The organism is Streptomyces sp. NBC_00273, from assembly GCF_036178145.1.
GTDB lineage: Bacteria > Actinomycetota > Actinomycetes > Streptomycetales > Streptomycetaceae > Streptomyces.
Genome location: NZ_CP108067.1, coordinates 6,908,771 through 6,933,062 on the forward strand (window position 1 = coordinate 6,908,771; position 24,292 = coordinate 6,933,062).

General features: G+C 72.9%; 23 protein-coding genes and 1 riboswitch. Of the genes, 9 read left to right on the forward strand and 14 right to left on the reverse strand.

Going from position 1 to position 24,292, the window contains the following annotated elements:
- Window positions 1–24 precede the first annotated feature (24 nt).
- Entirely contained in the window at window positions 25–657 is a 633-nt protein-coding gene (locus tag OG386_RS30750) for a sulfite oxidase-like oxidoreductase (protein ID WP_030010526.1), read from the forward strand.
- A 30-nt stretch (window positions 658–687) separates the two neighbouring features.
- Here OG386_RS30750 and OG386_RS30755 read toward each other — a convergent pair whose 3' ends face one another.
- The 6 genes from OG386_RS30755 to thiO form a co-directional block, all read right to left on the reverse strand.
- Window positions 688–1,236 carry a DUF4396 domain-containing protein gene (locus OG386_RS30755; RefSeq protein WP_328790793.1) on the reverse strand — a complete coding sequence of 183 codons (549 nt, stop codon included), beginning with the start codon at window positions 1,234–1,236 and terminating at the stop codon, window positions 688–690.
- A 91-nt stretch (window positions 1,237–1,327) separates the two neighbouring features.
- The gene (locus tag OG386_RS30760) at window positions 1,328–2,185 is read right to left on the reverse strand and encodes a deoxyribonuclease IV (protein WP_328790794.1); all 858 of its coding nucleotides are present in this window, start codon (window positions 2,183–2,185) and stop codon (window positions 1,328–1,330) included.
- A gap of 9 nt (window positions 2,186–2,194) precedes the next feature.
- Window positions 2,195–4,111 carry a Stk1 family PASTA domain-containing Ser/Thr kinase gene (gene pknB, locus OG386_RS30765; RefSeq protein WP_328790795.1) on the reverse strand — a complete coding sequence of 639 codons (1,917 nt, stop codon included), beginning with the start codon at window positions 4,109–4,111 and terminating at the stop codon, window positions 2,195–2,197.
- Window positions 4,112–4,229: 118 nt separating this feature from the next.
- Window positions 4,230–5,024 carry a thiazole synthase gene (locus OG386_RS30770; RefSeq protein WP_328790796.1) on the reverse strand — a complete coding sequence of 265 codons (795 nt, stop codon included), beginning with the start codon at window positions 5,022–5,024 and terminating at the stop codon, window positions 4,230–4,232.
- A gap of 5 nt (window positions 5,025–5,029) precedes the next feature.
- Window positions 5,030–5,230: a sulfur carrier protein ThiS gene (gene thiS / locus OG386_RS30775; protein ID WP_328790797.1), complete on the reverse strand. Its 201-nt coding sequence runs from the start codon at window positions 5,228–5,230 to the stop codon at window positions 5,030–5,032.
- Window positions 5,227–6,405, reverse strand: coding sequence for a glycine oxidase ThiO (gene thiO, locus OG386_RS30780; RefSeq protein ID WP_328790798.1), 1,179 nt, complete (start codon window positions 6,403–6,405; stop codon window positions 5,227–5,229). The genes thiS and thiO overlap by 4 nt, the downstream gene beginning before the upstream one ends.
- Window positions 6,403–6,514: riboswitch (TPP riboswitch) on the reverse strand. Its footprint overlaps the gene before it by 3 nt.
- Before the next feature lie 81 nt (window positions 6,515–6,595).
- Between thiO and OG386_RS30785 the strand changes: the two genes are divergently transcribed.
- The 5 genes from OG386_RS30785 to OG386_RS30805 all read left to right on the forward strand — a co-directional run bounded on the left by OG386_RS30785 (window position 6,596) and on the right by OG386_RS30805 (window position 11,004).
- Complete coding sequence (locus tag OG386_RS30785) at window positions 6,596–7,816, forward strand: NAD(P)/FAD-dependent oxidoreductase (RefSeq protein WP_328790799.1); 1,221 nt, start codon at window positions 6,596–6,598, stop codon at window positions 7,814–7,816.
- A gap of 135 nt (window positions 7,817–7,951) precedes the next feature.
- Window positions 7,952–8,317: an Rv2175c family DNA-binding protein gene (locus OG386_RS30790; protein WP_030724382.1), complete on the forward strand. Its 366-nt coding sequence runs from the start codon at window positions 7,952–7,954 to the stop codon at window positions 8,315–8,317.
- Window positions 8,318–8,391: 74 nt separating this feature from the next.
- Window positions 8,392–9,027: a thiamine phosphate synthase gene (gene thiE / locus OG386_RS30795; RefSeq protein ID WP_328790800.1), complete on the forward strand. Its 636-nt coding sequence runs from the start codon at window positions 8,392–8,394 to the stop codon at window positions 9,025–9,027.
- Window positions 9,028–9,169: 142 nt separating this feature from the next.
- Window positions 9,170–10,084: a methylenetetrahydrofolate reductase [NAD(P)H] gene (gene metF / locus OG386_RS30800; RefSeq protein ID WP_328790801.1), complete on the forward strand. Its 915-nt coding sequence runs from the start codon at window positions 9,170–9,172 to the stop codon at window positions 10,082–10,084.
- Window positions 10,085–10,134: 50 nt separating this feature from the next.
- The gene (locus OG386_RS30805; RefSeq protein WP_328790802.1) at window positions 10,135–11,004 is read left to right on the forward strand and encodes a hypothetical protein; all 870 of its coding nucleotides are present in this window, start codon (window positions 10,135–10,137) and stop codon (window positions 11,002–11,004) included.
- Between the two features lie 4 nt (window positions 11,005–11,008).
- Here OG386_RS30805 and OG386_RS30810 read toward each other — a convergent pair whose 3' ends face one another.
- The 5 genes from OG386_RS30810 to OG386_RS30830 all read right to left on the reverse strand — a co-directional run bounded on the left by OG386_RS30810 (window position 11,009) and on the right by OG386_RS30830 (window position 15,193).
- Complete coding sequence (locus tag OG386_RS30810; protein ID WP_328790803.1) at window positions 11,009–12,427, reverse strand: phytoene desaturase family protein; 1,419 nt, start codon at window positions 12,425–12,427, stop codon at window positions 11,009–11,011.
- Between the two features lie 37 nt (window positions 12,428–12,464).
- Entirely contained in the window at window positions 12,465–13,091 is a 627-nt protein-coding gene (locus tag OG386_RS30815; RefSeq protein ID WP_327385923.1) for a DUF4126 domain-containing protein, read from the reverse strand.
- Between the two features lie 82 nt (window positions 13,092–13,173).
- Entirely contained in the window at window positions 13,174–13,575 is a 402-nt protein-coding gene (locus tag OG386_RS30820; protein ID WP_328790804.1) for a DUF3040 domain-containing protein, read from the reverse strand.
- A gap of 291 nt (window positions 13,576–13,866) precedes the next feature.
- A complete protein-coding gene (locus OG386_RS30825) occupies window positions 13,867–14,625 on the reverse strand; it encodes a methyltransferase (RefSeq protein ID WP_266597569.1) in 759 nt (252 codons plus the stop codon).
- Between the two features lie 73 nt (window positions 14,626–14,698).
- The gene (locus tag OG386_RS30830) at window positions 14,699–15,193 is read right to left on the reverse strand and encodes an SAV_6107 family HEPN domain-containing protein (protein WP_328790805.1); all 495 of its coding nucleotides are present in this window, start codon (window positions 15,191–15,193) and stop codon (window positions 14,699–14,701) included.
- Between the two features lie 179 nt (window positions 15,194–15,372).
- Here OG386_RS30830 and OG386_RS30835 point away from each other — a divergent pair, with 179 nt between their 5' ends.
- Genes OG386_RS30835 through OG386_RS30845 form a run of 3 tightly spaced genes read left to right on the forward strand, consistent with a single transcriptional unit; the run spans window position 15,373 to window position 18,966 of the window.
- Window positions 15,373–16,236 carry an ATP-binding cassette domain-containing protein gene (locus tag OG386_RS30835; protein ID WP_328790806.1) on the forward strand — a complete coding sequence of 288 codons (864 nt, stop codon included), beginning with the start codon at window positions 15,373–15,375 and terminating at the stop codon, window positions 16,234–16,236.
- On the forward strand, window positions 16,208–18,304 hold the full coding sequence (locus OG386_RS30840; protein ID WP_328790807.1) for a YhgE/Pip domain-containing protein: 2,097 nt from the start codon (window positions 16,208–16,210) through the stop codon (window positions 18,302–18,304). Before OG386_RS30835 ends, OG386_RS30840 begins: the two co-directional genes overlap by 29 nt.
- Window positions 18,305–18,333: 29 nt before the next feature.
- Window positions 18,334–18,966, forward strand: coding sequence for a TetR/AcrR family transcriptional regulator (locus tag OG386_RS30845; RefSeq protein WP_237404093.1), 633 nt, complete (start codon window positions 18,334–18,336; stop codon window positions 18,964–18,966).
- A 481-nt stretch (window positions 18,967–19,447) separates the two neighbouring features.
- Here OG386_RS30845 and OG386_RS30850 read toward each other — a convergent pair whose 3' ends face one another.
- Genes OG386_RS30850 through OG386_RS30860 form a run of 3 tightly spaced genes read right to left on the reverse strand, consistent with a single transcriptional unit; the run spans window position 19,448 to window position 24,242 of the window.
- Window positions 19,448–21,859, reverse strand: a complete 2,412-nt coding sequence (locus tag OG386_RS30850; protein WP_328790808.1) for a transglutaminase family protein — start codon at window positions 21,857–21,859, stop codon at window positions 19,448–19,450.
- Window positions 21,856–23,232 carry a DUF58 domain-containing protein gene (locus OG386_RS30855; protein ID WP_328790809.1) on the reverse strand — a complete coding sequence of 459 codons (1,377 nt, stop codon included), beginning with the start codon at window positions 23,230–23,232 and terminating at the stop codon, window positions 21,856–21,858. The genes OG386_RS30850 and OG386_RS30855 overlap by 4 nt, the downstream gene beginning before the upstream one ends.
- On the reverse strand, window positions 23,232–24,242 hold the full coding sequence (locus tag OG386_RS30860) for an AAA family ATPase (RefSeq protein ID WP_328790810.1): 1,011 nt from the start codon (window positions 24,240–24,242) through the stop codon (window positions 23,232–23,234). The genes OG386_RS30855 and OG386_RS30860 overlap by 1 nt, the downstream gene beginning before the upstream one ends.
- Window positions 24,243–24,292 lie beyond the last annotated feature (50 nt).

The window sequence follows — 24,292 nt, forward strand, 5'->3', positions numbered from 1 at the left end:
TGCCCAGTCTGTCACCATGGAGTCATGGGTCAGCCGGAAAGCCGGGAATCTCCGGGAGCAGAGCAGTTGGAGCTTCCACCGGGGCAGCGGCTGCAGAGGGGCTGGCCGGTCACCCACTACGGGCCCGTACCCAAGTTCAAGCCGGACCGCTGGGAGTTCCGCGTCTTCGGCGCGACGGCCGACGGGGACAAGCACTGCTGGAACCACGAGGAGTTCACGGCCCTGCCGTTCGACTCCGTCGTGGCCGATCTGCACTGCGTCACGAAGTTCAGCATGCAGGGCGCCGAATGGGGCGGTGTGCTCGCCCGTGAGGTCCTCGCCCTGGCTCCCCCCGCCCCCCAGGTCACGCATGTGATGGTGTGGGCCGAGTACGGCTTCAGTTCCAACCTGCGACTGGCCGACTTCGCCTCCGACCGGACCGTCTTCGCCACCCACGAGGGCGGTGAACTGCTCACCGCCGAGCACGGTTTCCCGGTACGGCTGGTGGTCCCGCACCTGTACGCCTGGAAGGGCCCCAAGTGGGTCCGCGGCATCGAGTACATGACCGCCGACCGCCGCGGCTTCTGGGAGGAGCGCGGCTACCACAACATCGGCGACCCGTGGCGCGAGCAGCGCTACTCGTACCAGGAGGAGCCCGGGGAGGGCCCCGAACTGTAGGGGCGCCGCCCCGCGCTCGGTGGTGCCCGCTCAGTGGTGGTACTGGTGCACGACCGCGTGACCCTTGCCGCGGCCGATCATCCACTTGTTGACGGGGGTCGTGATCACGAAGGCGGCCGCCAGCGAGATCGCCAGGACGATCCAGAACAGCGGTTCCGACAGGTGCGCGTCCATCGCGCCCGGCCACAGCGCGATCACTCCGTTGTCGATCAGCTCCATGACGGCGATCGAAAGGGTGTCCGCGGCCAGCGCCACCCGGACGGCCGTACGGAGGTCGACGCCGGCGGCGAGGACCCCGCGCAGGGTGAGGGCGTAGCCGAAGAAGAACGCGAGGGCGATCGCCAGGATCATCGTCGGGACGTTCCCCCAGCCCAGCGCGGTACCGATGACCATGCCGAGCACCTCGCCGATGGCGCACCCGGTGAGGCAGTGCAGGGTGGCCCGGGCTGCCGTGCCCCAGGTGACCGGGCCGCCGGCGCCGTGCGCGGGTGCGTGGTGCTCGTGCGACTGCGCGGTCCCGTCGTCGTGGTGCCCCTCGTGGCCCGTGTGCGCCTCGTGCCCTTCGTGCATGTGCTCCATGACAATCCCCTCGTGGGAAGGCCGGGTAGCGGTCCCGTCGACATGGCGGAACCGTATACCCCCCAAGGGTATTCCTCAAGGAATCGGCGGATCACTGCGGGCCGCGCAGCTCCTTCAGCAGCGCGACGTCCGCCGCGTGCCCTTCCTTGCCCCCGGGCGTCTCGATGATCAGCGGCACGCCGTCCATCGCGGGGTGCGTGATCAGCTCGGCGAAGGCGTCCCGGCCGATGTGCCCCTGGCCGATGTTCGCGTGCCGGTCCTTGTGGGCGCCGACGCCCTCCTTGGAGTCGTTCGCGTGGACCAGCTTCAGCCGGCCCTCGCCCACGGTGTCGACCAGCAGGTCCAGCATCACCTTCGTCCCGCCCGGTTCCGCCAGGTCGTGACCCGCCGCGAAGACGTGGCAGGTGTCCAGGCAGATCCCCAGCTTCGGATGGTGGTCCAGCGCGTCGAAGTACGGCCCGAAGTCCTCGGCGAGCGAGCACAGCGAGGAGCCCTGCCCGGCCGTGGACTCCAACAGCAAGAACGGGTCGTCGTCCTGCGTCAGCTCGTCCAGCAGCGGCAGCATGTGCTCCCTGACCTGCGCGTACGCCGCCTCCCGCGGGCGCCCTCCGGTCGCCGATCCGGTGTGCACGACCACCCCGAGCGCACCGATCTCCCGGCCGCGGCGCAGTGAATGGCGCAGCGACTCCACCGACCTCTCCACGGTCGCCGCGGTGTGCGAGCCGAAGTTGATCAGGTACGGGGCGTGCACGTACGCCGGGATGGACCCGGCCTCGCGCTCCGCCCGGAACCGTTCGTCCTGGGCCGGATTGCCGACCGGGGTGGCCCAGCCGCGCGGATTGGCGACGAAGACCTGGACGGCCTCCGCCCCCATCTCCCGGGCGTAGGTCAGGCCGACCGAGGCGAGCCCCCCGGCCACGGGGACGTGCCCGCCCACTGGATTGCGCATCACCACGGCTTACAGCCCCTTGGTCTTGATGGTGATCGTGCTGCCCTCGGGGGCGGTCTGCCCGGCCGCCACCGACTGGGTGTCGACGGTGTTGCTGAAGGAGATCAGCGGCCGGTCCACCTTCACCTTGAAGCCGGCGGCCTCCAGCGCCTTGCGGGCCGCGTCCACGTCCTGGCCGGTCACGTTCGGGACCGGGACCTGCCGGGGACCCTGGGACACGGTCAGCGTGACCGTGTCTCCGGCCGCGGCCTGGGTGCCGGCGCCGATCGACTGGTTGGCGACCGTACCGGCCGCGAAGGGGGCGTTGACCTGCTCGGGAGCCGTCGCGACCTTGAGGCCCAGGGCCTCCAGGGCCGCCGTCGCCTGGTCGACGGGGACCCCGGTCACGCTCGGGACCGACACCGGGCGGCCCTTGCTGACGACGAGCGAGACCGCCGTGTCGGGGGCCCGCTTCTCGCCGCCCGCCGGATTGGTGCTGATCACCGAACCCTGGGCGACGTCCTGGCTGAAGGCCTGCGTCACCATGCCGGGCGCCAGCCCGGACTGCGCCAGCTCGGCCTTGGCCTCCTCCAGGGGCCGGCCCTTCAGGTTGGGCACGACCACGAGCTCGGGGCCGCGGGAGATGGTGAGGGTCACCGCGTCGTTGCCGCGGATCCGCCCGCCGCCCGGGGGATCGGTCTTCATCACGGTCCCGCGGTCGAAGGCGTCGCTGAACTTCCGGTCCACCCCCTTCACCCCGAGCCCGGCCCCGGACAGCCGGGAGCGGGCCTCCGCCTCGGTCTTGCCGAGCAGGTTGGGGACCTTGGTGAACTGCCCGGAGTTGATGTACCAGACGCCGACCCCGAGCCCGAGCGCGAGCAGCACGCCCGCGATGACGAGCAGCACCCCGCGACGGGGCCGCCGCGCGGGCGCCGCCGGCCGGTGTGCGGGCGGAGCGGGCGGCGAGGCGGGCATCTCCAGGCGGGAGGTGTGCTGCACGGGCTGCTGCGCGGCCACCGGGCGCGGGATCACACCCGTACGGTCCTCGGCGGACGAGCGCTCCTCGGCGCGCGCCTGCGGGGGTACGGCGTCCAGCTCGGCGTCGCTGAGCAGCGCCCGGGCCTCACGGGTCAGGCCGAGCAGGGCGGCCGCGTCGTAGGGACGCAGCTCGGGATTGCGGGCGGCGGCCTGCGCGACCAGCTCGTCGAGCCCGACGGCGAGCCCCGGGACCACGGCAGACGGGGGCGGGACGTCCTCGTGCAGGTGCTGGTAGAGCACCTGTGCGGGGGTGCCGCCGGTGTGGGGCTTGGAGCCGGTGAGCATCTCGTAGAGGACGACGCCGCAGGCGTAGACGTCGACGCGGGTGTCGGCGACGCCGTTCTCGATCTGCTCGGGGGCCAGGTAGGAGACGGTGCCGAGGACGGCGCCGGTGGTGTTGGTCACCGAGTCGACCGACCGGACCAGTCCGAAGTCCGCGACCTTCACCCGGCCGTCGTCCCCGATGAGCACGTTCTCGGGCTTCATGTCGCGGTGGACGAAGCCGGCCCGGTGGGCGGCGCCGAGGGCGGCGAGGACCGGCTCGAGGACGTCGAGGGCGGCCCGGGGCTGGAGCGCGCCGCGCTCGCGGAGCACGTCGCGCAGGGTGCAGCCGGAGACGTACTCCATGGCCAGGTACACGTACGGTCCGTCCGTGCCCTGGTCGAAGACGGCGACCACGTTCGGGTGCGCGAGCCGGGCGACGGACTTCGCCTCGCGGATGAACCGGTCGACGAAGGCGGCGTCGGCGGCGAGGGCCGGGTGCATCACCTTCAGGGCGAGCACGCGGTCGAGGCGGGTGTCGACGGCCCGGTAGACCGTGGCCATGCCGCCGGCCGCGATGCGGGCGTCGATGCGGTAGCGGCCGTCGAGCACGCGCCCGACGAGGGGGTCATCCAGGGTCGTATCCACCCGCCGATTCTACGAGCCGCCGCGCGTCGACCGTCCTGGGTGGGTCGCCTTGCAGCCCAGCTGTGACGCTGGGCGGGGGCGGGACCGCCCCCGCACGCGCGTGAACCCGTACGCGCCCTCAGAACGCCGGGCGCTCCGGGTCCAGGGCGGCGCGGCCCTCCGCGGGGGAGGAGGCTTCGGCGAAGCGGCGTTGGGGGATGCGGCCCGCGCGGAAGGCGAGGCGGCCCGCCGAGACGGCGTCGCGCATGGCCGACGCCATGAGGACCGGTTCCTGTGCCCGGGTCACCGCCGAGGCGAGCATCACCGCCGCGCAGCCCAGTTCCATTGCCAGGGCCGCGTCGGAGGCCGTGCCCGCGCCCGCGTCCAGGATGACCGGGACCGACGCGCGCTCCGCGATCAGCTCGAAGTTGTGCGGGTTGCGGATGCCCATGCCGGACCCGATGGGGGACCCGAGCGGCATGATCGCCGCGCAGCCCACGTCCTCCAGCTTCCGCGCGAGCACCGGGTCGTCATTGGTGTACGGGAGGACCGTGAAGCCCTCGTCCACCAGGATCTCGGCGGCGTCCAGCAGCTCGACGCCGTCGGGCAGGAGGGTCCGTTCGTCCGCGACCACCTCCAGCTTGATCCAGTCCGTGCCGAGCGCTTCCCGGGCCAGGCGGGCCGTGAGGACGGCCTCGCCCGCCGTGAAGCAGCCCGCCGTGTTGGGGAGGACCGAGATGCCGAGCTTGGTCAGTACGGACAGGACGGAGCCCTGGACCGTGGGGTCCAGCCGCCGCATCGCGACCGTGGTGAGTTCGGTGCCGGACGCGACGAGGGCGCGTTCCAGCACGTCCAGGCTCGGGGCCCCGCCCGTGCCCATGATCAGGCGGGAGGCGAAGGTCCGGCCGCCGAGGGTGAAGAGGTCGTCCGCCACGTCGGTCAGCCCCCCTGTACCGCGGTCAGGATCTCGACCCGGTCGCCGTCGCCCACGACGGTGGCCGGCCACTGCCCGCGCGGGACCACGGTCTCGTTGAGAGCGGCGGCGACGCCCGAGGGGGCGTTGGTCAGGGTGGCGACCACCGTGTCGAGGGTGGCGCCGACCGCGACCTCGCGCGGTTCGCCGTTGACGGAGATGGTCATGCGTACGTCTCCTGACGTGCGGCGGAGAACCGGCGGGGGGTGAAGGGGCGCGCGATCTCCGGCAGTTCGCCGGTGGCCAGCAGCTCGGCGAGGACCTCGCCGGTGAGCGGGGTCAGCAGCACCCCGTTGCGGTAGTGCCCGGTGGCCAGGTGCAGGCCCGGCAGCTCGGTCGGGCCGAGCAGCGGGGCGTTGTCGGGGGATCCGGGGCGCAGCCCCGCCCGGGTCTCGGTGAGCGGGAGTTCGGTGATGCCGGGGACCAGCTCGTGGGCGTCGCGCAGGAGTTCGTAGACCCCGCCCGCGGTGACGGTGGTGTCCCAGCCGAGTTCCTCGCTGGTGGCGCCGATGACGAGCTCGCCGTTCTCGCGCGGCACCAGGTAGACGTGGCTGCCGCGGACGACGGCCCGTACGGTCCGCGACAGGAACGGCGCGTACGTCGCCGGCACCGTGAGCCGCAGGACCTGCCCCTTGACCGGCCGTACGGGGGCCACGACCTCCGGCGGTACGCCCGCCAGCCGGCCGGTGAGCGAGCCCGCGGCGAGGACCACCTGGCCGGCGAGCAGCTCCGTGCCGTCGTCGAGGAGGGCGCCGGTCGCCCGGTCGGTGGTGGTGAGGAGCCGCTCGGCGCCGGCCCGGTGGATGGTCACGCCGGCGCGTTCGCAGGCGGCCAGCAGGGCGGCCGCGAGCCGGCGGGGGTCGACCTGGTGGTCGCCGTCGACGCGCAGGCCGCCGCGTACGCCCGGGGCGAGCATGGGCTCCAGGCGGCGGCACTCGCGTCCGGTGAGCCACTCGGACTCCAGGCCGCAGCGGCGCTGGAGGGCGTGCAGTTCGCGCAGGTGGAGGCGGTCGTCGGCGTCGAGGGCGACGGCGAGGGTGCCGCAGGCGCGGTAGCCGATGTCCATGCCGCCGCTGGCTTCGGCGAGCTCGGCGGCGAACTGCGGGTAGCGCGCGGCGGAGGCGAGGCCGAGCCCCAGCAGGGCTTCCTCGCCGTAGTGCAGTTCGGTGACGGGGGCGAGCATGCCGGCCGCGACCTGGGCGGCGCCGCCACCGGGTGAGGGGTCGGCGAGTACGGTGCGCAGTCCGCGCGCGGCGGTCCGCCAGGCGGTGACCAGGCCGATGATTCCGCCCCCGATGACGAGGACGTCGGATCCCTTCCGAGGTGTTCGGGATGCGTGCATGGGCGTCCAGCCCCTCCCTTCGCCGGCATGACCCGGATCAGGTTCGTACGGTCGGAGGCCGGCCAGCCTCCCTCTCAGCCCGGTGCGCCGGACTCCCGCGATAGGTACGGTGGCCAGACTAACCCGGCGGTGGATGGCGGGTAAGGCTGCACCTATTCCTGACGGAGCGTCAGGTGATTAGGGTGGCGACGTGAGCGAGCAGACGGAACAGAATCAGCGCGGCGTCGTGATCGTCGGCGCCGGAATGGCCGGGGTGCAGACCGCCGTGGCCCTGCGCGAACAGGGCTTCACCGGCCCCGTGACCCTGCTGGGAGCCGAACCCCACCAGCCCTACGACCGGCCCCCGCTGTCCAAGGCGGTCCTCCTCGGCAAGGCCGAGGACTCCGCCTTCGACGTGGACTTCGAAGGCCTCGACATCGACCTCAGGCTCGGCGTCGAGGTCACCGGACTGCGTGCCGCCGTCCACGAGCTGGACACCGAGGCGGGACCGGTCCCGTACGGGGTCCTCGTGCTGGCGACCGGCGCGCAGCCGCTGACCCTCCCCGGGACCGAAGGCGTCCCGGGCGTCCACCTGCTGCGCACGCTGGACGACGCGGCCCGGCTGCGCCCGGTGCTGGCCGCGTCGCCCCGGGCCGTGGTCGTCGGGGCGGGCTGGATCGGCGCCGAGTTCGCCACTGCCGCCCGGGAGGCGGGCTGCGAGGTCACCGTGGTCGAGGCGGCGGACCGGGTGCTGGCGGGGGCGCTGCCCGCCGAGGTCACGGAGCCGATGGCGCGCTGGTACCAGGAGGCGGGCGCGGAGCTGATCACCGGGGCGAAGGTCGCGGGGATCGAGGAGGGGCGGGTCCTGCTGGGGGACGGGCGGACCCTGCCCGCCGGCGCGGTGGTGGTGGGCATCGGCGCCCGCCCCGCCACCGGATGGCTGGACGGGACCGGCGTGGAGCGCGGCCCCGACGGCTCGGTCACCGCAGACGCGTACCTGCGGACCTCGCTGCCCGGGGTGTACGCGGTCGGCGACTGCGCCTCCTTCCCGTCCGGGCGGTACGGGACGCGGCTGCTCGTGCACCACTGGGACAACGCGCTCCAGGGGCCGAAGACGGTCGCGGCGAACATCCTGGCCGGGGAGCCGGCCCAGGTCTACGACCCGGTGCCGTACTTCTGGTCGGAGCAGTTCGGGCGCTTCGTGCAGTACGCCGGCCACCACGGCGGGGCCGACACCCTGCTCCTGCGGGGGGACCCGGCCGACCCCGCCTGGTCGGTGTGCTGGCTGCGCGACGGGGCGCTGGTCGCCGTCCTGGCCGTGGGCCGTCCGCGCGACCTGGCGCAGGGCCGCAAGCTCATCGAGACGGGCGTCCCCGTCGACCCCGCCAAGGTCTCCGACCCAGGCACCCCGCTGAAATCGGCCACGGCCTGACGGCCGCCGGGCTCGAGGGTCCAGCCTCGCCGGCGTTTGAGGCGCGGGGTTCGGGGCGGAGCCCCGGCGTGGACCGCGACCCGGACGGGGTCGCCCAGGTACCGGCGGCCGAGCCGAGATGGCAGGCTTGTTCCTGTGACCGAGATTGACGCAAAGATCGATGCCCTTGTCCCCTCCTGGCTCTACCTCCCCGACATCGCGGAGATGCTGAACATCGAGGTGACCCGGGTCCGCCAGATGGTCAAGGAAGGACAGCTCATCGCCGTCCGCCGCGGCGAGAACCGCTCCCTCCAGGTTCCGGCCCCCTTCATCGACGGCGACAAGGTCGTCAAGGGCCTGGTCGGCCTGCTGACCGTGCTGCGCGACGACCGTTTCACCGAGGAGGAGATCCTGGAATGGCTCTTCACCGAGGATCCGACCCTGCCCGGCACCCCCGTGCAGGCGCTGAGCGAGAATCGCGGCACGGAGGTGAAGCGCCGCGCTCAGGCGCTCGCCCTCTGACCTGATCGCCTTTCGCTCCACAGCGGTGTACGGGCCGCGGCCCGTACACCGCTTCCATCACGGGGGGTACACCCATGCAGCTGTCCGACGCCCGGCTCTACCTCTGCACGGACGCCCGCAAGCGCCAGGGTGACCTCCCCGAGTTCCTCGACGCCGTCCTGTCCTCGGGCGTGGACATCGTCCAGCTCCGGGACAAGGGCATGGAGGCGGGGGAGGAACTCGAACACCTCCAGGTCTTCGCCGACGCCGCCCGCCGCCACGGCAAGCTCCTCGCCGTGAACGACCGGGCCGACGTCGCCCACGCCATCGGCTCCGACGTCCTGCACCTCGGCCAGGGCGACATCCCCGTCCCCGCGGCGCGCGCCGTCCTCGGCCAGCGGGTGCTGATCGGCCGCTCCTGCCACGCCGAGGGCGAGGTCGACGCGGCCGTCGCCGAAGCCGGCGTGGACTACTTCTGCACCGGCCCCTGCTGGCCCACGCCCACCAAGCCCGGCCGCCACGCCCCGGGCCTGGACCTGGTCCGTTACGCCGCCTCCCTGGAGCAGGACCGCCCCTGGTTCGCCATCGGCGGCATCGACGGCTCGAACCTGGACGAGGTGCTGGACGCCGGCGCCACCCGCATCGTGGTCGTCCGCGCCCTCACCGAGGCCACCGACCCCGGTGCGGCCGCCGCGGAGCTCGCCAAGCGGGTCCGGGCCCGCCTCGGCTGAATCCGGTCCGCCCGGACCGCGGGCGGTCGCGTTACCCCGTACGGACGCTTTCCGGCCAGAGCCGGACCCTCAAGTGTCCAAAAACGTGTCCAAAAGGTGGACAAGGCTTCGGTGTCCGCCGGGCCGCGTCTAACCTGCCCACATGGCCTCTGGTACCGCTTCCACCTGGTCGGATCGTGCGCACACGGTCCGCGACCTCCTCGCGTCCGGGCGCTCGTACTCCTTCGAGTTCTGGGCCCCGAAGACGGAGAAGGGCGAACGCAACCTCTGGAACGCCCTGCGCCGGGTCGAGGCGGTATCCCCCAGTTTCGTTTCCGTGACCTACGGAGCCGGTGGTTCCACCCGCGGCGGCACCGTCAAGGCCACCCAGGAGATCGCCGCGGACACCACCCTCACCCCCGTCGCGCACCTCACCGCCGTGGACCACTCGGTCGCCGAGCTGCGCAACGTCATCGGGCAGTTCGCGGACGCCGGGATCCGGAACATGCTCGTCGTGCGCGGAGATCCGCCGGGCGACCCGATGGGCGCGTGGGTGGCGCACCCCGAGGGCGTGCACTACGCGGCCGACCTGGTCCAGCTGGTCAAGGAGTCCGGCGACTTCTGCGTCGGCGTCGCGGCCTTCCCCGAGATGCACCCGCGTTCGACGGACTGGGACACGGACATCCGGCACTTCGTGGACAAGTGCCACGCCGGTGCCGACTACGCGATCACCCAGATGTTCTTCGATCCGGAGAATTATCTGCGGCTGCGCGACAGCGTCGAGAAAGCGGGCTGCGAGACCCCGATCATCCCCGAGGTCATGCCTGTTGTGGGCATCAAGCAGCTCGACCGACTGCCCCAACTCAGCAACGCGGTCTTCCCCGCGGACGTGAAAGAGCGCATGCTCGCCGTCAAGGACGACCCGGCCGCTGTACGCTCCATTGGCATCGAGTTCGCCACGGAGTTCTGCGCGCGACTGCTGTCCGAGGGTGTCCCGGGGCTGCACTTCATCACGCTCAACAATTCCACGGCGACTCTCGAAATCTACGAGAACCTGGGCCTGCACCAGCGGGCCTGAGCGGCCGCCTCCCGTTCCCGCGCCGGCGGCCGTACCGAGAGGGGCCACGCATGGGAATGACGGTCCTCTACATCGCGTTCGGATTCGTCGCGCTGTGGCTGCTTGCCGAGGTCCTGATGCAGTACAAGGCCCGGCTGCGCTGGCGCCTGCTCGCCTTCGCCGGCTTCCTCGGCGTGGTCGCCGGGGTCATACTGCCGTCGGTGCCGGTGATCGGCGCCGGCGCGTTGGCGTTCGCCGTGGGGCAGACCCTGGTGACGCTCTCCTTCCGCAAGGGCTTCGTCGCCGGCTGGGCGCTGCGCCGCGGCGGGGAGCCCGTACGACAGACCCGGCGCCGCCGGGCTTCGGGCGCCAAGCAGGAGCCGGCCCTCCGGGTCACCGCGCTCCAGTACGACGACGCCGACGTTGCCGGTGCCGGGGACGAGGCCGCCGAGGAGCGGTCGTTCCGGGACGCGCCCCCGGCGGTCTACAGCCCGGAGCCGGTCCCCGAGGAATCCGGGTCCTACGGGATACAGAGTCTCGCGCCCGAGGTCGACCGGACGGCGGCCTTCGCCTCGCCGTTCACCACGGCCGAGCAGGACTCCCACCAGTACGCGGCGTACTACGACCAGCAGAACCAGGGCGGCTACGACTACTCGGGCGGCTACCCGACGGGCGACCAGCAGCAGGTCTACGCCGCCTACTCGGACCCGTACATCGGCACCGGCGGCGGCATGGCCCCGCCCCAGCCGTACGACTACACCGCGTACGCCGACTACGGGCAGCAGCAGTACTCCACGGACACCCCGCCCGGCGGGGTCTGGGTCCCGCAGCAGCGGTCCACCGACGGGGCCGGCCAGTCCTACCCGACGGAGGGCCAGGAAGAGCAGCCGCAGCAGTACCCGTACCCGCAGCAGGGCGGGTACGAGCAGTACCGCTACTGACGGCTCACTGGGAGCCGCGGAACTCCGCGCCCTCCACGATCAGTCCGGCCACCAGGGCCCCGGTCATCCCGGCGTGCGCCAGCCCGCCGCCGGGGTGGGCCCAGCCGCCCGCCAGGTACAGCCCGGGCACGGCCGTGGTGTTGGCCGGCTGGAGCAGCCGGCCCCCGGCCCCCGCGAGGGCGGGCGGGGGCACCGCGCCGCCCAGCGCCCCCGTCGCCGCCTCGATGTCGGCCGGGGTGCGCACCTCGTGCCACAACAGCCGCTCCCGCAACCCCTGTACGGCCGTCTCCGCGAGGTTCAGCAGCTCTGCGGGGTCCGAGGTCCCGGGCCCGGGCACGGCGCTCACGGTGACCGCCTCGTGCTCCTCGTCGGGCCGGGTGGCCGGGTCGTCCGGGCGCATGACGGTGACCTGCGCCCCGGAGGCGTGGACCAGGGTGCGGTGCACGGCGGTGGCGGGGCGGGAGCCGCGCAGCGCGAGCAGGAGCGTGATCCGCCCCGGTACGCCGTCCCCGCGGGCGGGAACCGCTTCCGGCGGCCACGGCAACGAACCGGCCGGCAGCTGCCGGGGGTCGATCCCGCACACGACGGTGTCGGCGGCCGCCTCACTGCCGTCGGTCAGCCGCAGACCGGCCGCCCGGCCGTCCGTGACCAGGACCTCCCGGACCTCCGCCCCGAAGACGAAGGCGACCTTGCGTTCCAGGCAGCGCTCGTAGAGGGCGGCGGCCAGGGCCCGCATCCCGCCGCGCACGTACCAGCTGCCGAAGGTCTGCTCCATGTACGGGAGCACGGCCGCCGAAGCGGGGGCGGTGGCGGGGTCGATCCCGTACGAGCGCACCAGGCCGGTCAGCAGCTCCGCGAGGGCGCCGCCCAGCTCCCGGTCGGCCACCTCGGCGAGGGTCGGCGTACGGCGGCGCAGCAAACCGCTGCGGCGCACGGCCGGATACGGGTCGCTGCCCAGGCCCTGCCGGGCGCCGGGCCGCAGCGGCTCCTCCAGCAGCGGGCGCCGGGTGGCGTCCCAGGCGTCGCGGGCACGGCCCAGGACGGCGTTCCAGCGCTCGCCCGCGCCCGGGCCGAAGGCGGATTCCAGGGCGGCGGCGACACCGCCGTGGGAGGCGCCGGGGAGGGTGACGTCGATGCCGTGGCGGGGGAGGACGTGCCGGACGGCCGGGTCCACCTGGACCATGTCGACGCAGGCCTCCAGCGGCCGCTTGCCGGTCTTCACGAAGAGGTCGCGGTAGACGGCCGGCAGGTGCAGCAGCCCGGGCCCGGTGTCGAAGGCGAAGCCCTCGCGCTCGTACCGGCCCACGGCTCCGCCGTAGGTCGTCCCGCGTTCGTACACCGTCACCTGGTGCCCCGCCACGGCCAGCCGGGCCGCCGTGGCCATCGCGCCCATGCCGGCGCCGATCACTGCAATTCGTGCCATGCGGCCGAGCCTATCGACCCCCCTGGCGACCCCGTGATCAGCGGGGTGGGGCCCCGGTGGTCTCGCGGGCCCCGGCGGCCAACCGCTTCTCCTCGCGGCGCTGGGCACGACGGCGCAGGAAGCGGCGGATCCGACTCCACAGGAAGACCAGTATCGCCAGTCCGACGGCCAGCAGCACGGCAGCGATGATCGCGGCGGCCTCGGGATTGAACATCGCGAACGTGACGAGCCCGGCCACGCCGAGGTCCTCGGCGATGCTCATCCCCACGTTGGTGAAGGGCTCGGGCGAGGTGTTGATCGCCATCCGGGTGCCGGCCTTGACGAAATGGCTGGCCAGAGCCGTGGAGCCGCCGACCGCGGCGGCGGTGATCTCGGGGAGCGAACCGGTCTGCCCGGCCAGCAGCGCACCGATCACCGCGCCGGACACCGGGCGGATCACGGTATGGACGGTGTCCCATATCGAGTCCATGTACGGGACCTTGTCGGCGATCGCCTCGCACAGGAACAGCACCGCCGCGACGATCAGCACGTCCGTGCGCTGCAGGGCGGCGGGAACGTCGTCGGTCAGGCCGGTGCGGCCGAAGATGCCGAGCAGGAGGACCACGGCGTAAGCGTTGATCCCACTGGCCCAGCCGCTGGTGAAGACCAGGGGGAGCACACTCATCGGATCATCATGCCGTACGGGAACGCAGAAAAGTGAGGGGACGGCCGCACGGCGGCCATCCCCTCACCCACGTTGTCGGGGGCTACTGCCCCTGCTCGTCACGGCGGCGCTGCCACCGTTCCTCGATGCGGGTCATCATCGACCGACGCTGCCGGTTCCGGCCGTGGGCCGAACCACCAGCACTTCCGGAGACGGGCTGCTCGCCAGGCTTGGGTGCCTTGCGCCAACCGGTGACCACCAGGACCGTACATCCCAGCATGACGAGGAAACCCACCACGCTGATCCAGAGCACGTTCGGAATGATCACACCGGTCATGAGGAGCGCGATACCCACCACAATGCCTGCGACTGCCTGGTAGACCCGTCGCCGGGTGTACGTACGCAGTCCGCTTCCCTCAAGCGCTGTCGCGAACTTGGGATCTTCGGCGTACAGCGCTCGCTCCATCTGCTCGAGCATTCGCTGCTCGTGCTCCGAGAGCGGCACGGGAGTCCTCCTCATCCGTCGGTCGCGGGGGTAGCGACCAGGGGTCCCCTTCAGGATAGGCGGGGAATCGCCCCCGTGACACCCGCCCTCTACGCCACGTTCCAATTGGACACGGCCCAGAAATGATGCAGCCGGTAAAAGCACTGCGTGAAAACCGTACCGCCGCGGGGGCGGTCACTGAGGCCCTTATTCCCCAATGGTCCGTCCACCATGCCGGTCTTGCACCTGATCATACGGGGCCGACCGGCCGATCGGAGGGTGTGTGGCCGACTCTGCGCGGAAGATCGCAGTTCAGGCCGGCTTCTCACCCAGGACGTGCAGCTGTGTGGCGACCGCGTGGAAGGCGGGCAGCTCGGCCGCGGCCTCCTCGAGACGCAGCAGCGCCTCCACGGCGCCGGGCTCGGTGTCCACCAGGACCCCGGGCACGAGGTCGGCGAAGATCCGCACGCCGTGCACCGCGCCGACCGCGAGGCCGGCGCCCCCGACCAGCTCGGAGAGCTGCTCGGCGGTGAAGCGGCGCGGCACCGGGTCGCCGGAGCCCCAGCGGCCGGCCGGGTCCGTGAGGGCGGTACGGGCCTCCGTGAAGTGCCCGGCCAGGGCGCGGGCCAGCACGGCCCCGCCGAGACCGGCGGCCAGCAGGCTGAGCGTGCCGCCGGCCCGCAGTGCGGCCACCGTGTTGGCCACGCCCTCCGCGGGGTCGTCCACGTACTCCAGCACGCCGTGGCAGAGCACCACGTCGTAGGCGTCCTGCTCGACGACGTCCAACAGACCCTGGGCGTCGCCCTGGACGCCGCGCACGAGGTCGGCGACACCGGCCTCGGCCACCCGGCGCTCCAGCCCGAACAGTGCGTTCGGGCTGGGGTCCACCACGGTGACCCGGTGGCCCAGACGGGCCACCGGCACGGCGAACTTGCCGGTGCCGCCACCGGTGTCGAGCACATCCAGGACATCCCGACCGGTCGCCTTCACCCGGCGGTCGAGCGCCTCCTTGAGGACCTCCCACACCACGGCGGTGCGGAGGGAGGCACGGGGGCGGGAAGTGTCCGACACGGCTGATGGCTCCTCGGCGCGGTAAAGGGTGAGCGGTCCTGGCCCACCCTATTGCCTTCCGTCGCCGGGCAGCTCATCCCGCGTCCGGATGCTCCGGACGTGGTTGCGGCAGGGTCTTCTCCAGGGGCTGGGGCGCTGCCCGGACGGAGAGCATCCGCTCCACCAGGCGAAGGAACATCGAGGCCGCCCGCACCAGATCGTCCGCGTCCCGGCAGCTCGCCGCGTCCGCTATTCCCGCCTCGGCCCTGGCCCGGCGCGCGGCGCCCGAGGCGAAGAGCGCGCTCCACTCGGCCAGCTCCGGCGCTATCTCGGGCAGCACCTCCCACGCGCTGCGGATCCGGGGCCGCCGCCGCGGGTTCGCCGGTTCGGGCCGGGCGCGCGCGGCGAGCACGGCCGCGGCGGTGCGCAGCGCGGCGAGGTGGGCGGTGGCGTAGCGCTCGTTGGGGCGGGTCAGCCGGGCGGCCTCGGCCAGCCCGCTGTGGGCCTTGGCGAGCAGGTCGAGGGCGGCCGGTGGGGCCGTCGACTTCCGAAGGACGGGGTGGACAGGGGACGGGGACGGTGTGGCCATGACGAACCTCCTGTCGATCTGTCGATGCGTTACCACCATCGTGACGGACCCCACTGACAATTGCGCTGACCTGGGCTTTTACGGTCACGAACCGGGCAACTCACCCCTCCTGCGCACCTGGTGCGAAGAAGGATGCTAGTTTTTGAACTGACCGGTCAGTTCAAAAGAAGGGGGACGGCGTGGACAGCCCGCACGGCGCGGCCGTCAAGGCCGAGGACTTCGGACTCAAGGGCCCGCGCGGCTGGGCCTTCCAGGGAGTCGGCATCGACGCGGCGCCAGGCTCGCTCATCGCGGTCGAAGGCCCCTCCGGCAGCGGTCGCACCTGCCTGCTCCTCGCCCTCACCGGGCGGATGAAGCCCACCCGGGGCCACGCCGAGGTCGGCGGCCACCGGCTGCCGAAGCGGATGACGGCGGTCCGCCGGATCGCCGCACTCGGCCCGGTCTCCGGGGTCAACGAGCTCGACCAGGCCCTCACCGTCGCGGAACAGCTGCGCGAGGGCGCCCTGCTCCAGCGCCACTACGGTGCTCCGGTCCGCGCCATGCTGCGGCCCCGGGCCGAGCGCCGCGCCGTCGCCGAGGCACGGATCGCCGCCGCCCTGGAGGCCGCCGGACTGGACCTCGCCACGCTGCCCAAGGGCGGGCGGACCTCCGTACGGGACCTGGAACGCCTGGAGTCCGTACGACTGTCCGTCGCCATCGCGCTGCTGGGCTCCCCGGGGCTGTTGGCCCTCGACGACCTCGACCTCAAGCTGTCGGACACGGAGCGCGCCGAGGCCTGGGACCTGCTCCGCTCGGTCGCCGCCCGCGGGATCACCGTCCTCGCGGTGTGCAGCGAAGCGCCCGCCGACGCGGTCGTCCTGCGGACCTCCCCGAAGGAGCCGGCCGCGCCGGCCGCGCCGGCCGTCGCGGAGAGCGCCGCCGACGCCGGCGGCCCCACCGAGGACGACGGCGAGAACGACACGACGAACGACACGACGAACGACTCCGAGAACGACGACACGAAGGGGGCGGACGATGCGCTCGCCGAAGCTGGCCGCGCTTGAGCTGAAGCGGTTCGGGCGGGGGAAGCTGCCCCGGGCCGCTCTCGTCGCGCTGCTCCTGCTGCCGCTGCTCTACGGAGCCCTGTACCTGTGGTCCTTCTGGGACCCGTACAAGCGGCTCGACCAGGTGCCCGTCGCCATCGTCAACGACGACAAGGGCACGACCGTCGACGGCAAGCGCGTCGACGTCGGCACCGAGATCGCCGAGAAGCTGCACGCCAGCAAGAAGTCCTTCGACTGGCGCTATGCGAGCGCCGACGAGGCGGCCAAGGGCCTGGAGGACGGTACGTACTACCTGACCCTGACCCTGCCCGAGGACTTCAGCGCGAAGATCGCCTCCAGCTCCGGCGACGACCCCACCACCGGGGCGCTCCAGGTCCGCACGAACGACGCCAACAACTACATCGTCGGCTCGATCTCGCGCTCCGTCTTCGCCGAGGTCCGCTCCGCGGCGTCCGCCAACGCTTCCCGCGGCTTCCTCGACAAGATCTTCGTCAACTTCTCCGACCTGCACGACAAGACCGCCGAGGCGGCCGACGGGGCCGACAAGCTCAAGGACGGCGCGGGCAAGGCCCAGGAGGGCGCCAAGGAGCTCGCCGACGGCCTCGACACGGCGCAGGAGAAGTCCGGCGAGCTCAACAGCGGTCTGCAGAAGCTGAACACGGCGGCCGGCAAGCTGGAGTCCGGCTCCAAGGACATCGCGGACGGCACCCAGGCGCTGGCCAACAAGGTCAACGGGGCCGCGGACAAGGCCCGCCCCTTCGTCAAGGACCCCAAGAACCTCGCCGACACCGCCGAGCTGGTCGCCGACAGCGCGAAGGTCGTCCGCAACCACCTCGACAAGTTCGTCGAGAAGGCCCCGGCCGCCGCCGCTGCCGCCAAGAAGGCGGCCACCGTCGCCGACACCGTCTACACCAAGCACTGCGTGACCCCCGGCGGCGAACCGCACCTGGTCTCCTGCCCCGACCTGAAGACGGTCAGGGACAGCACGGCCGAGGCCGCGGAGCTCAGCGGGGACGTCAGCGTCCTGGCCAAGAACGCGAACGGTGACGTCACCAAGCTCCGCACCCAGCTCACCGACCTGGAGAACAAGGCCCGCGTGCTCGTCGACAAGGCCCCGCAGCTCCAGGGCGACCTCGAAGCGGCCGTCGCCAAGGTCAACGCCCTCAACGACGGTGCCCACAAGGTGTCCGCCGGCATGGCCCAGCTGCACACCGGCATCGGCACCGCCACCACCGGCTCCGGCGCCCTCACCGACGGCGTCGGCAAGCTCGGCGACGGCGCCCACCAGCTCGACGGCGGCATGTACAAGCTCGTCGACGGCACCGGCGAGCTCGCCGGCGGCCTGCACGACGGGGCCGGGAAGATCCCCGACTACGACCAGCAGCAGCGCGACCAGCGCACCCAGGTCATGGCCGACCCGATCCAGCTCGCCAACCAGTCCCTGCACAAGGCGCCCAACTACGGCACCGGCTTCGCCCCCTACTTCATCCCGCTCTCCCTCTGGGTCGGCGCGATGGTCGCCTACATGCTGATCGCCCCGCTGAACCGGCGGGCCCTGGCCGCCGGCGCCTCGCCCTGGCGGGTCGCCCTCGCCGGCTGGCTGCCCGTGGCGGGCCTCGGCACCGCGCAGGTCGCCCTGCTGATGTCCGTACTGCACTGGGCGCCCGGCCTCGGCCTGAAGATGGCCCACCCGGCCCTCACCATCGGCTTCCTGATGCTGGTCACCGGCTGCTTCGCGGCGATCGTCCAGTGGCTCAACGCCAAGTTCGGCGCCGCCGGCCGCATCCTGGTGCTGGCCGTCCTGATGCTCCAGCTGACCTCGGCGGGCGGCACCTATCCCGTCCAGACCAGCCCGGACTTCTTCAACTGGATCCACCCGTACCTGCCGATGTCGTACATCGTCGAGAGCCTGCGCCGCCTCATCACCGGTGGCGACCTCGCCCCGGTCTGGCAGGGCGGCGCGGTGCTGCTGGCCTTCACCGCCGGCGCCCTGGCCCTCACCGCGCTCGCCGCCCGCGGCAAGCAGGTGTGGACCATGGACCGACTGCACCCGGAACTGAGCCTGTAGGGACGTGTTGACCTGTGACAATCAGCGCCATGGAAAGCAGCAGCACCGGTACGGGCACCGGCGGGGGCCGTCGTGCGATCACGCGGCAGAAGCTCTACGAAGCGGCCGTCACCCTGATCGCCGAACAGGGCTTCTCCGCGACCACGGTCGATGAGATCGCCGAGCGGGCGGGCGTCGCGAAGGGCACCGTCTACTACAACTTCGCCAGCAAGAACGAGCTGTTCGAGGAGCTGCTGCGGCACGGCGTCGGCCTGCTGACGGCCTCCCTGCGGACCGCGGCGGAGGAGACGGAGGCCCGCGGCGGCAGCCGCGTCGAGGCGCTCGACGCCATGATCCGGGCCGGGCTCGTCTTCATCGACCGGTACCCGGCCTTCACCCAGCTGTACGTCGCCGAGTTGTGGCGCACCAACCGCGCGTGGCAGTCCACGCTGATGGTGGTCCGCCAAGAGGCGGTGGCCGTCGTGGAGAAGGTGCTGCGCGAGGGCGTCGAACGCGGTGAGCTGAGCGCCGAGATCGACGTGCCGCTCACGGCGGCCGCGATGGTCGGGATGGTGCTGGTGGCCGCCCTGGACTGGCAGTCCTTCCAGAGCGAGCGGTCCCTGGACGACGTGCACTCGGCGCTGTCGCTGCTGCTGCGGGGCCGGGTCAGCGGAAACCGCTGATCCGCGCGGCACCCCCCAGTCGGCGGTGCCGCGCGGGCGCGCCGCCCCGTAGAACTGGTGGGGCCGGCCGCGACGGCTGAGTATCCGTACCTAGGCGCGGAAATGAGTACGGGCGCGGATGGCTCCCACCTGCGCGGACGCCAGACTGGGAGCAACGGACAGGAGACCCGGTCCGCACCGCCGACACGGGGCTGCGGAGCGGACCGGGTGCCTCCTTCCGTGACCGGGACGGGGGACGACGGGGGATCGGCGACCCGGTGAATCGATACGTGAAACGGCGGGGCTCGGGGGGATCGAGCCTCGCCGTTTCGCGTCCGCCGTTTCGCGTCCGCGGGTTCGGCGGTTCGAGCGTTGGCCCGCGCCGCCGTTCCCGGGGCTCCGCCCCGGACCCCGCGCCTCAATCGCCGGCGGGGCTGGAATATCCAGCCCCGCCGGCGATTGAGGCGCCGGGTCTCTGGGGCGGAGCCCCGGGAAGTGGCCCTCAGCCGCGGCCCCTCAGCGGGAGCCGGAGGCGGGCGGCGGTCAGGCGGGCCGATACCGCCGAGGTGACCGCGGACCAACGGGCCGCCAGGGCCCAGGAGATGCGGGCCGCCGAGCGCGGCAGCAGCAGGGCGCGCAGCCGGGGAAGCCGGTCCGCGGACGCCAGCAGGCCCGTACGGGCCAACAGCACGTCCTCCGCCAGCTCCGGGTACGACACCTCCGCGCCGGGGGGCGCGTACAGGGTCCGTTCCACCGCACCGGCGACCCGGTGCACGGCCGCCGCGGGTTCCGGCTCCAGACGGCCCAGGTCCACGATCCGGCTCGCCGTCCGGCGCGGGGACAGCGCCCCGTCCGGGACCACACCCGCGTCCCAGGCGGTGTCGCCCAGTTCCCGCCAGGCCGTCAGGACCTTCCCGGTCGCCAGGCGCCGGGCCCGCAGCCGGGTCCGCCACAGCAGCGGGAGCAGGGGCGCGCCCAGCACCGCCACCGCGAGCGCCGCCCAGCCGAGGACCGTCGTCACCGACGGCCCGCCGCCGTCACCCGCGTTCTGCGCGGGCGCCGCCGCGCCGCACTCGCCGAGCTTCTTCAGGGCCGGCGGGCACTCGGGGGTCGTCGAGGGCGCCGCCGACGGCTGTGCCGCGCTCTGCGAGGGCAGCGGCGCCGGCGCCGACGGCTGGGTGGCCGGCGTCTGTGCCCGCGAGTAGTCCGGAATGTTGATGCCGGAGCGGGGCGTCGGCTCGAAACGGGTCCAGCCCACGCCCTCGAAGTACAGCTCGGGCCAGGCGTGCGCGTCCCGCATCGACACGTTCACGTTGCCGTCCGACTGCTTCTCGCCGGGCGTGAAGCCCACCGCGACGCGGGCCGGGATGCCCAGCGAGCGGGACATCGCCGCCATCGAGAAGGCGAAGTGGACGCAGAAGCCCTCCTTGTCTTCGAGGAACCGGGCGACCGCCTGCGGACCCGTGCCCGAGGCCGTCTTCGTGTTGTAGCGGAAGCCGCCGTTCACAGCGAAGTAGTCCTGCAGCTTCACGGCCCGCGTGTAATCGTCCTTCGCCCCCTGCGTCACCTGACGGGCCCTCTCTGCGACCACCGGCGGCAGGTTGTCCGGGAGCTTCGTGTACTCCTCCCGGATCGCCGGGTCGGGCTCCGGGGCCTTCTGGAGCTGCTGGGCCGTCGGCTTCAGCAGCAGGCTGCGCACCGTGTACTGGGCGCCCTGGACGTTCTGGAACCGGTCCCGGCCCAGTTGGTCGCCGACCAGGGTCCGGCCGACCGGCTCGAACCGCCACTTGCCGCCGATGTTCACCGACGTCGCCGGATACGGCATGGGGAGGTAGCGCTGGGTGAAGTAGTCCGCCGCCGTGATGCTGGTGGTGACCTCGACCGCGGTGCCGCTGACCGGGGCGCGGAGCCCCGGCGGCGCCGGCAGCTCCTCGGGCACGTCGATCAGGGCCCGCCCGGAAGCCTCCCACTTGACGCCGTTGAACTCGTCCAGAGCCACGATCCGCAGGTACTGGTCGCCCTGCTGCGGGCTGTTCGTCCGGTACTTGAGGATCACGCGGTTGTCCTGCGCGTTCAGGTTGCTCTGCAGGGAGACCAGCGGGTTGACCGCCGAGATCGTCCCGCCCGAGCCGCCGCTCTCCTCGGCCTCCTGCGTGCCGCCCAGCAGCCCGCCGCCGAGCGAGGGCAGTACGGCCGGCACCGCCAGCGCCAGGCCCAGGGTCACCGCGCCGATCCGCCGCCCGAACTTCACGGGCGCCGTCGCCTGCCCGCCCGCCCCGTTGCCGAGGCCGGAGTCGGCGGCGCCCCGGCGCGGGACCGCGCCGAAGACGCGGCCCCACTGGGCGAGCCGGTCACGGCCCTCGGACAGCAGCAACATCAGGTAGCCGCAGCCCGCGAGCAGGAAGGAGAACCAGGAGGCGTCCCCGCCGCCCGCCAGGCCCGAGGCCACCGAGTACAGCGCCAGCAGCGGCAGCCCGGCCGCGGCGGCCGTGCGCAGGGTCACCGCCAGGGTGTCCACCAGCAGCCCGATCAGCAGCACGCCGGACACCAGCAGCAGCTTGATGCCGTCCGTCAGCGGAGCCGGGATCGCGAACTCGCCCACGTCCCGGACGCCCTGACCGAACAGCGCGCCGAAGTCCGTCACCAGGTAGGCCAGCGGCCCGTCCCCGTGGGACTCGCCCTTGCCGGCGTAGAGGAACGCGAGCACCAGCAGCGACACCAGCGCCTGCGCGGCGACGGTCAGCGTCCGGGCCAGCGGCACCCGCCGGGCTCCGGCGCCCACCGCGCTCTGCAGGGCGAGCAGCAGCGCCGCCTGCAGCAGCCAGGCCTGGGAGTCCACCAGCGGGTTCAGCGACCACGAGGTGAGCAGCGTCGCCAGTGCTGCGAACAGCGTCAGTTTCGCGCGCCCGCTCATTCCCGACCTCCGGAGGTTCCCGTACCGAAGCGCTCGGCCCCGGCCTGGCGCCACAGTTCGCCGAAGGCGACCCCGGGCGGGGCGGCCAGTGCCGTCCAGCCCGCGTCGCGCAGCCTGCGCAGCCGCTCCTCCAGCGGGGGCACGGCGTGCCCCGGAGCGGGCTGTCCGCCCCAGCTCGCGGAGTCCAGTACGAAGGCCACCGCACCCGAGGTGCGCTGGCGCATCTGGGCGGCCAGTTCCGTCTGTACGTCGTCCAGGTCGCCGAAGAAGGCGACGAGGAGCCCGTCACCGCCGGTTCCGCCGAAGCCGCCGCTGCCACCGGCGCGCACCGCGTCGTAGGCGCGGGAGAGCCCGGCGCCGTCGGAGTGCCCGACGACCGCGAGGGTGTCCATCATCAGCCCGGCGGCCTCCGCGGACTCCTGCCCGCCGGAGGAGAATCCGCCGCCGCCCGCACCGGGCACCGCGTCGCCGGTGTCGGTGAGCAGCCGTGTGGAGAAGCCCTGCTCCAGGACGTGCACCAGGCTGGAGGCGGCCGCCGAGACGGCCCACTCGAAGGCGGAGTCGGGGCCGGCGCCGTCGAAGGCCAGGCGCCGGGTGTCCAACAGGACGGTGGCCCGGCTGCGCTGCGGCTGCTCCTCGCGGCGCACCATCAGCTCGCCGTAGCGGGCGGTCGAGCGCCAGTGCACCCGGCGCAGGTCGTCGCCGCGCCGGTAGCCGCGGGGGATCACGTCGTCGTCGCCGGCCAGTGCGAGGGAGCGGCGGCTGCCGTCGCCGTAGCCGTTGGACTCGCCGGCCAGGCGGATGGGCGGCAGGGGCTCGGTGCGCGGGATGACGGTGAGGGTGTCGTAGGTGCTGAAGGAACGGGTCAGCTCGACCAGCCCGAAGGGGTCGGACAGGCGCAGCTGGAGCGGGCCGAGCGGATAGCGGCCGCGCAGGTCGGAGCGGACCCGGTAGGACACCTCGCGGCGGCCGCCGGGCTCGACCCGGTCCAGGACGAACCGCGGGCGCGGGCCCAGTACGTAGGGCACCCGGTCCTGGAGCATCAGCAGGCCGGTGGGCAGCCGGGAGACGTTGTCCATGCGCAGCTGCACGCGGGCCTCGCCGCCCGCGGGGACCCGCCCCGGGCTGAGCCGGCGGCTGCCGGAGACCCGGAAGCGGGTGCGGTGGAGGGCGTAGACGCAGATCAGCGGCAGGAGGGCGAGCAGCATGCCGACCCGCAGCAGTTCGCCCTGGCCCAGGACATACGCACAGGCGGCGGCGGCTATCCCGGCGGCCAGGAACGAGCGGCCGCGGGTGGTCAGCCCGGACAGCGACGCGCGCAGTCCGCCGCCGTCCCCCGGGCCACCGGCGCCGCGCGGGGCACCGGCGCTCATCAGAAGCCCCGGATGCCCGCGCCGGGCGGCATCTCGCCGCGGGCGTGCGCGGCCGGGACGGGGGTGCGCTGCAGGATCTCGCCGACGACCTGCTCGGCGGTGCGGCGGTTGAGCTGGGCCTGCGCGGTGGGCAGCAGCCGGTGCGCGAGGATCGGGGCGGCCAGGGCCTGGACGTCGTCGGGCAGGACGTACTCCCGGCCGGCGAGCGCGGCGGAGGCCTTCACGGCGCGCAGCAGGTGCAGGGTGGCCCGGGGCGAGGCACCGAGCCGCAGGTCGGGGTGGGTGCGGGTGGCGGAGACCAGGTCGACGACGTAGCGCCGGACGGGCTCGGCCACGTACACCTCGCGGACCGCTTCGATCAGCTTGACGATCTCGTGGGCGTGCGCGACGGACGTCAGGTCGTCGAGCGGGGAGACCCCGCCGTGCACGTCGAGCATCTGGAGCTCGGCCTCGGGGCTGGGGTAGCCGACGGAGACGCGGGCCATGAAGCGGTCGCGCTGGGCCTCGGGCAGCGGGTACGTGCCCTCCATCTCCACCGGGTTCTGGGTGGCGACGACCATGAAGGGGCTGGGCAGCGTGTAGGTCGTGCCGTCGATGGTGACCTGGCGCTCCTCCATCGACTCCAGCAGCGCGGACTGGGTCTTCGGCGAGGCGCGGTTGATCTCGTCGCCGATGACGATCTGTGCGAAGATCGCGCCCGGCTTGAACTCGAACTCGCGGCGCTGCTGGTCGTAGATGCTGACGCCGGTGATGTCGGAGGGCAGCAGGTCCGGCGTGAACTGGATGCGCTGGACCGAGCAGTCGATGGACTTGGCGAGCGTCTTGGCGAGCATCGTCTTGCCGACGCCGGGCACGTCCTCGATCAGCAGGTGGCCCTCGGCGAGGAGCACGGTCAGCGCGAGGCGGACGACCTCGGGCTTGCCTTCGATCACGCTCTCGACCGACTGGCGCACCCGCTCCACCGTGCTGGTCAGATCCGCGAGGCTCGCTCGGTCGTCGTACGTCGTCACCTTGGTTCTCCTCGGCCCTTTTTCCAGGGCCGACGCCCTTGGCGTTTGAA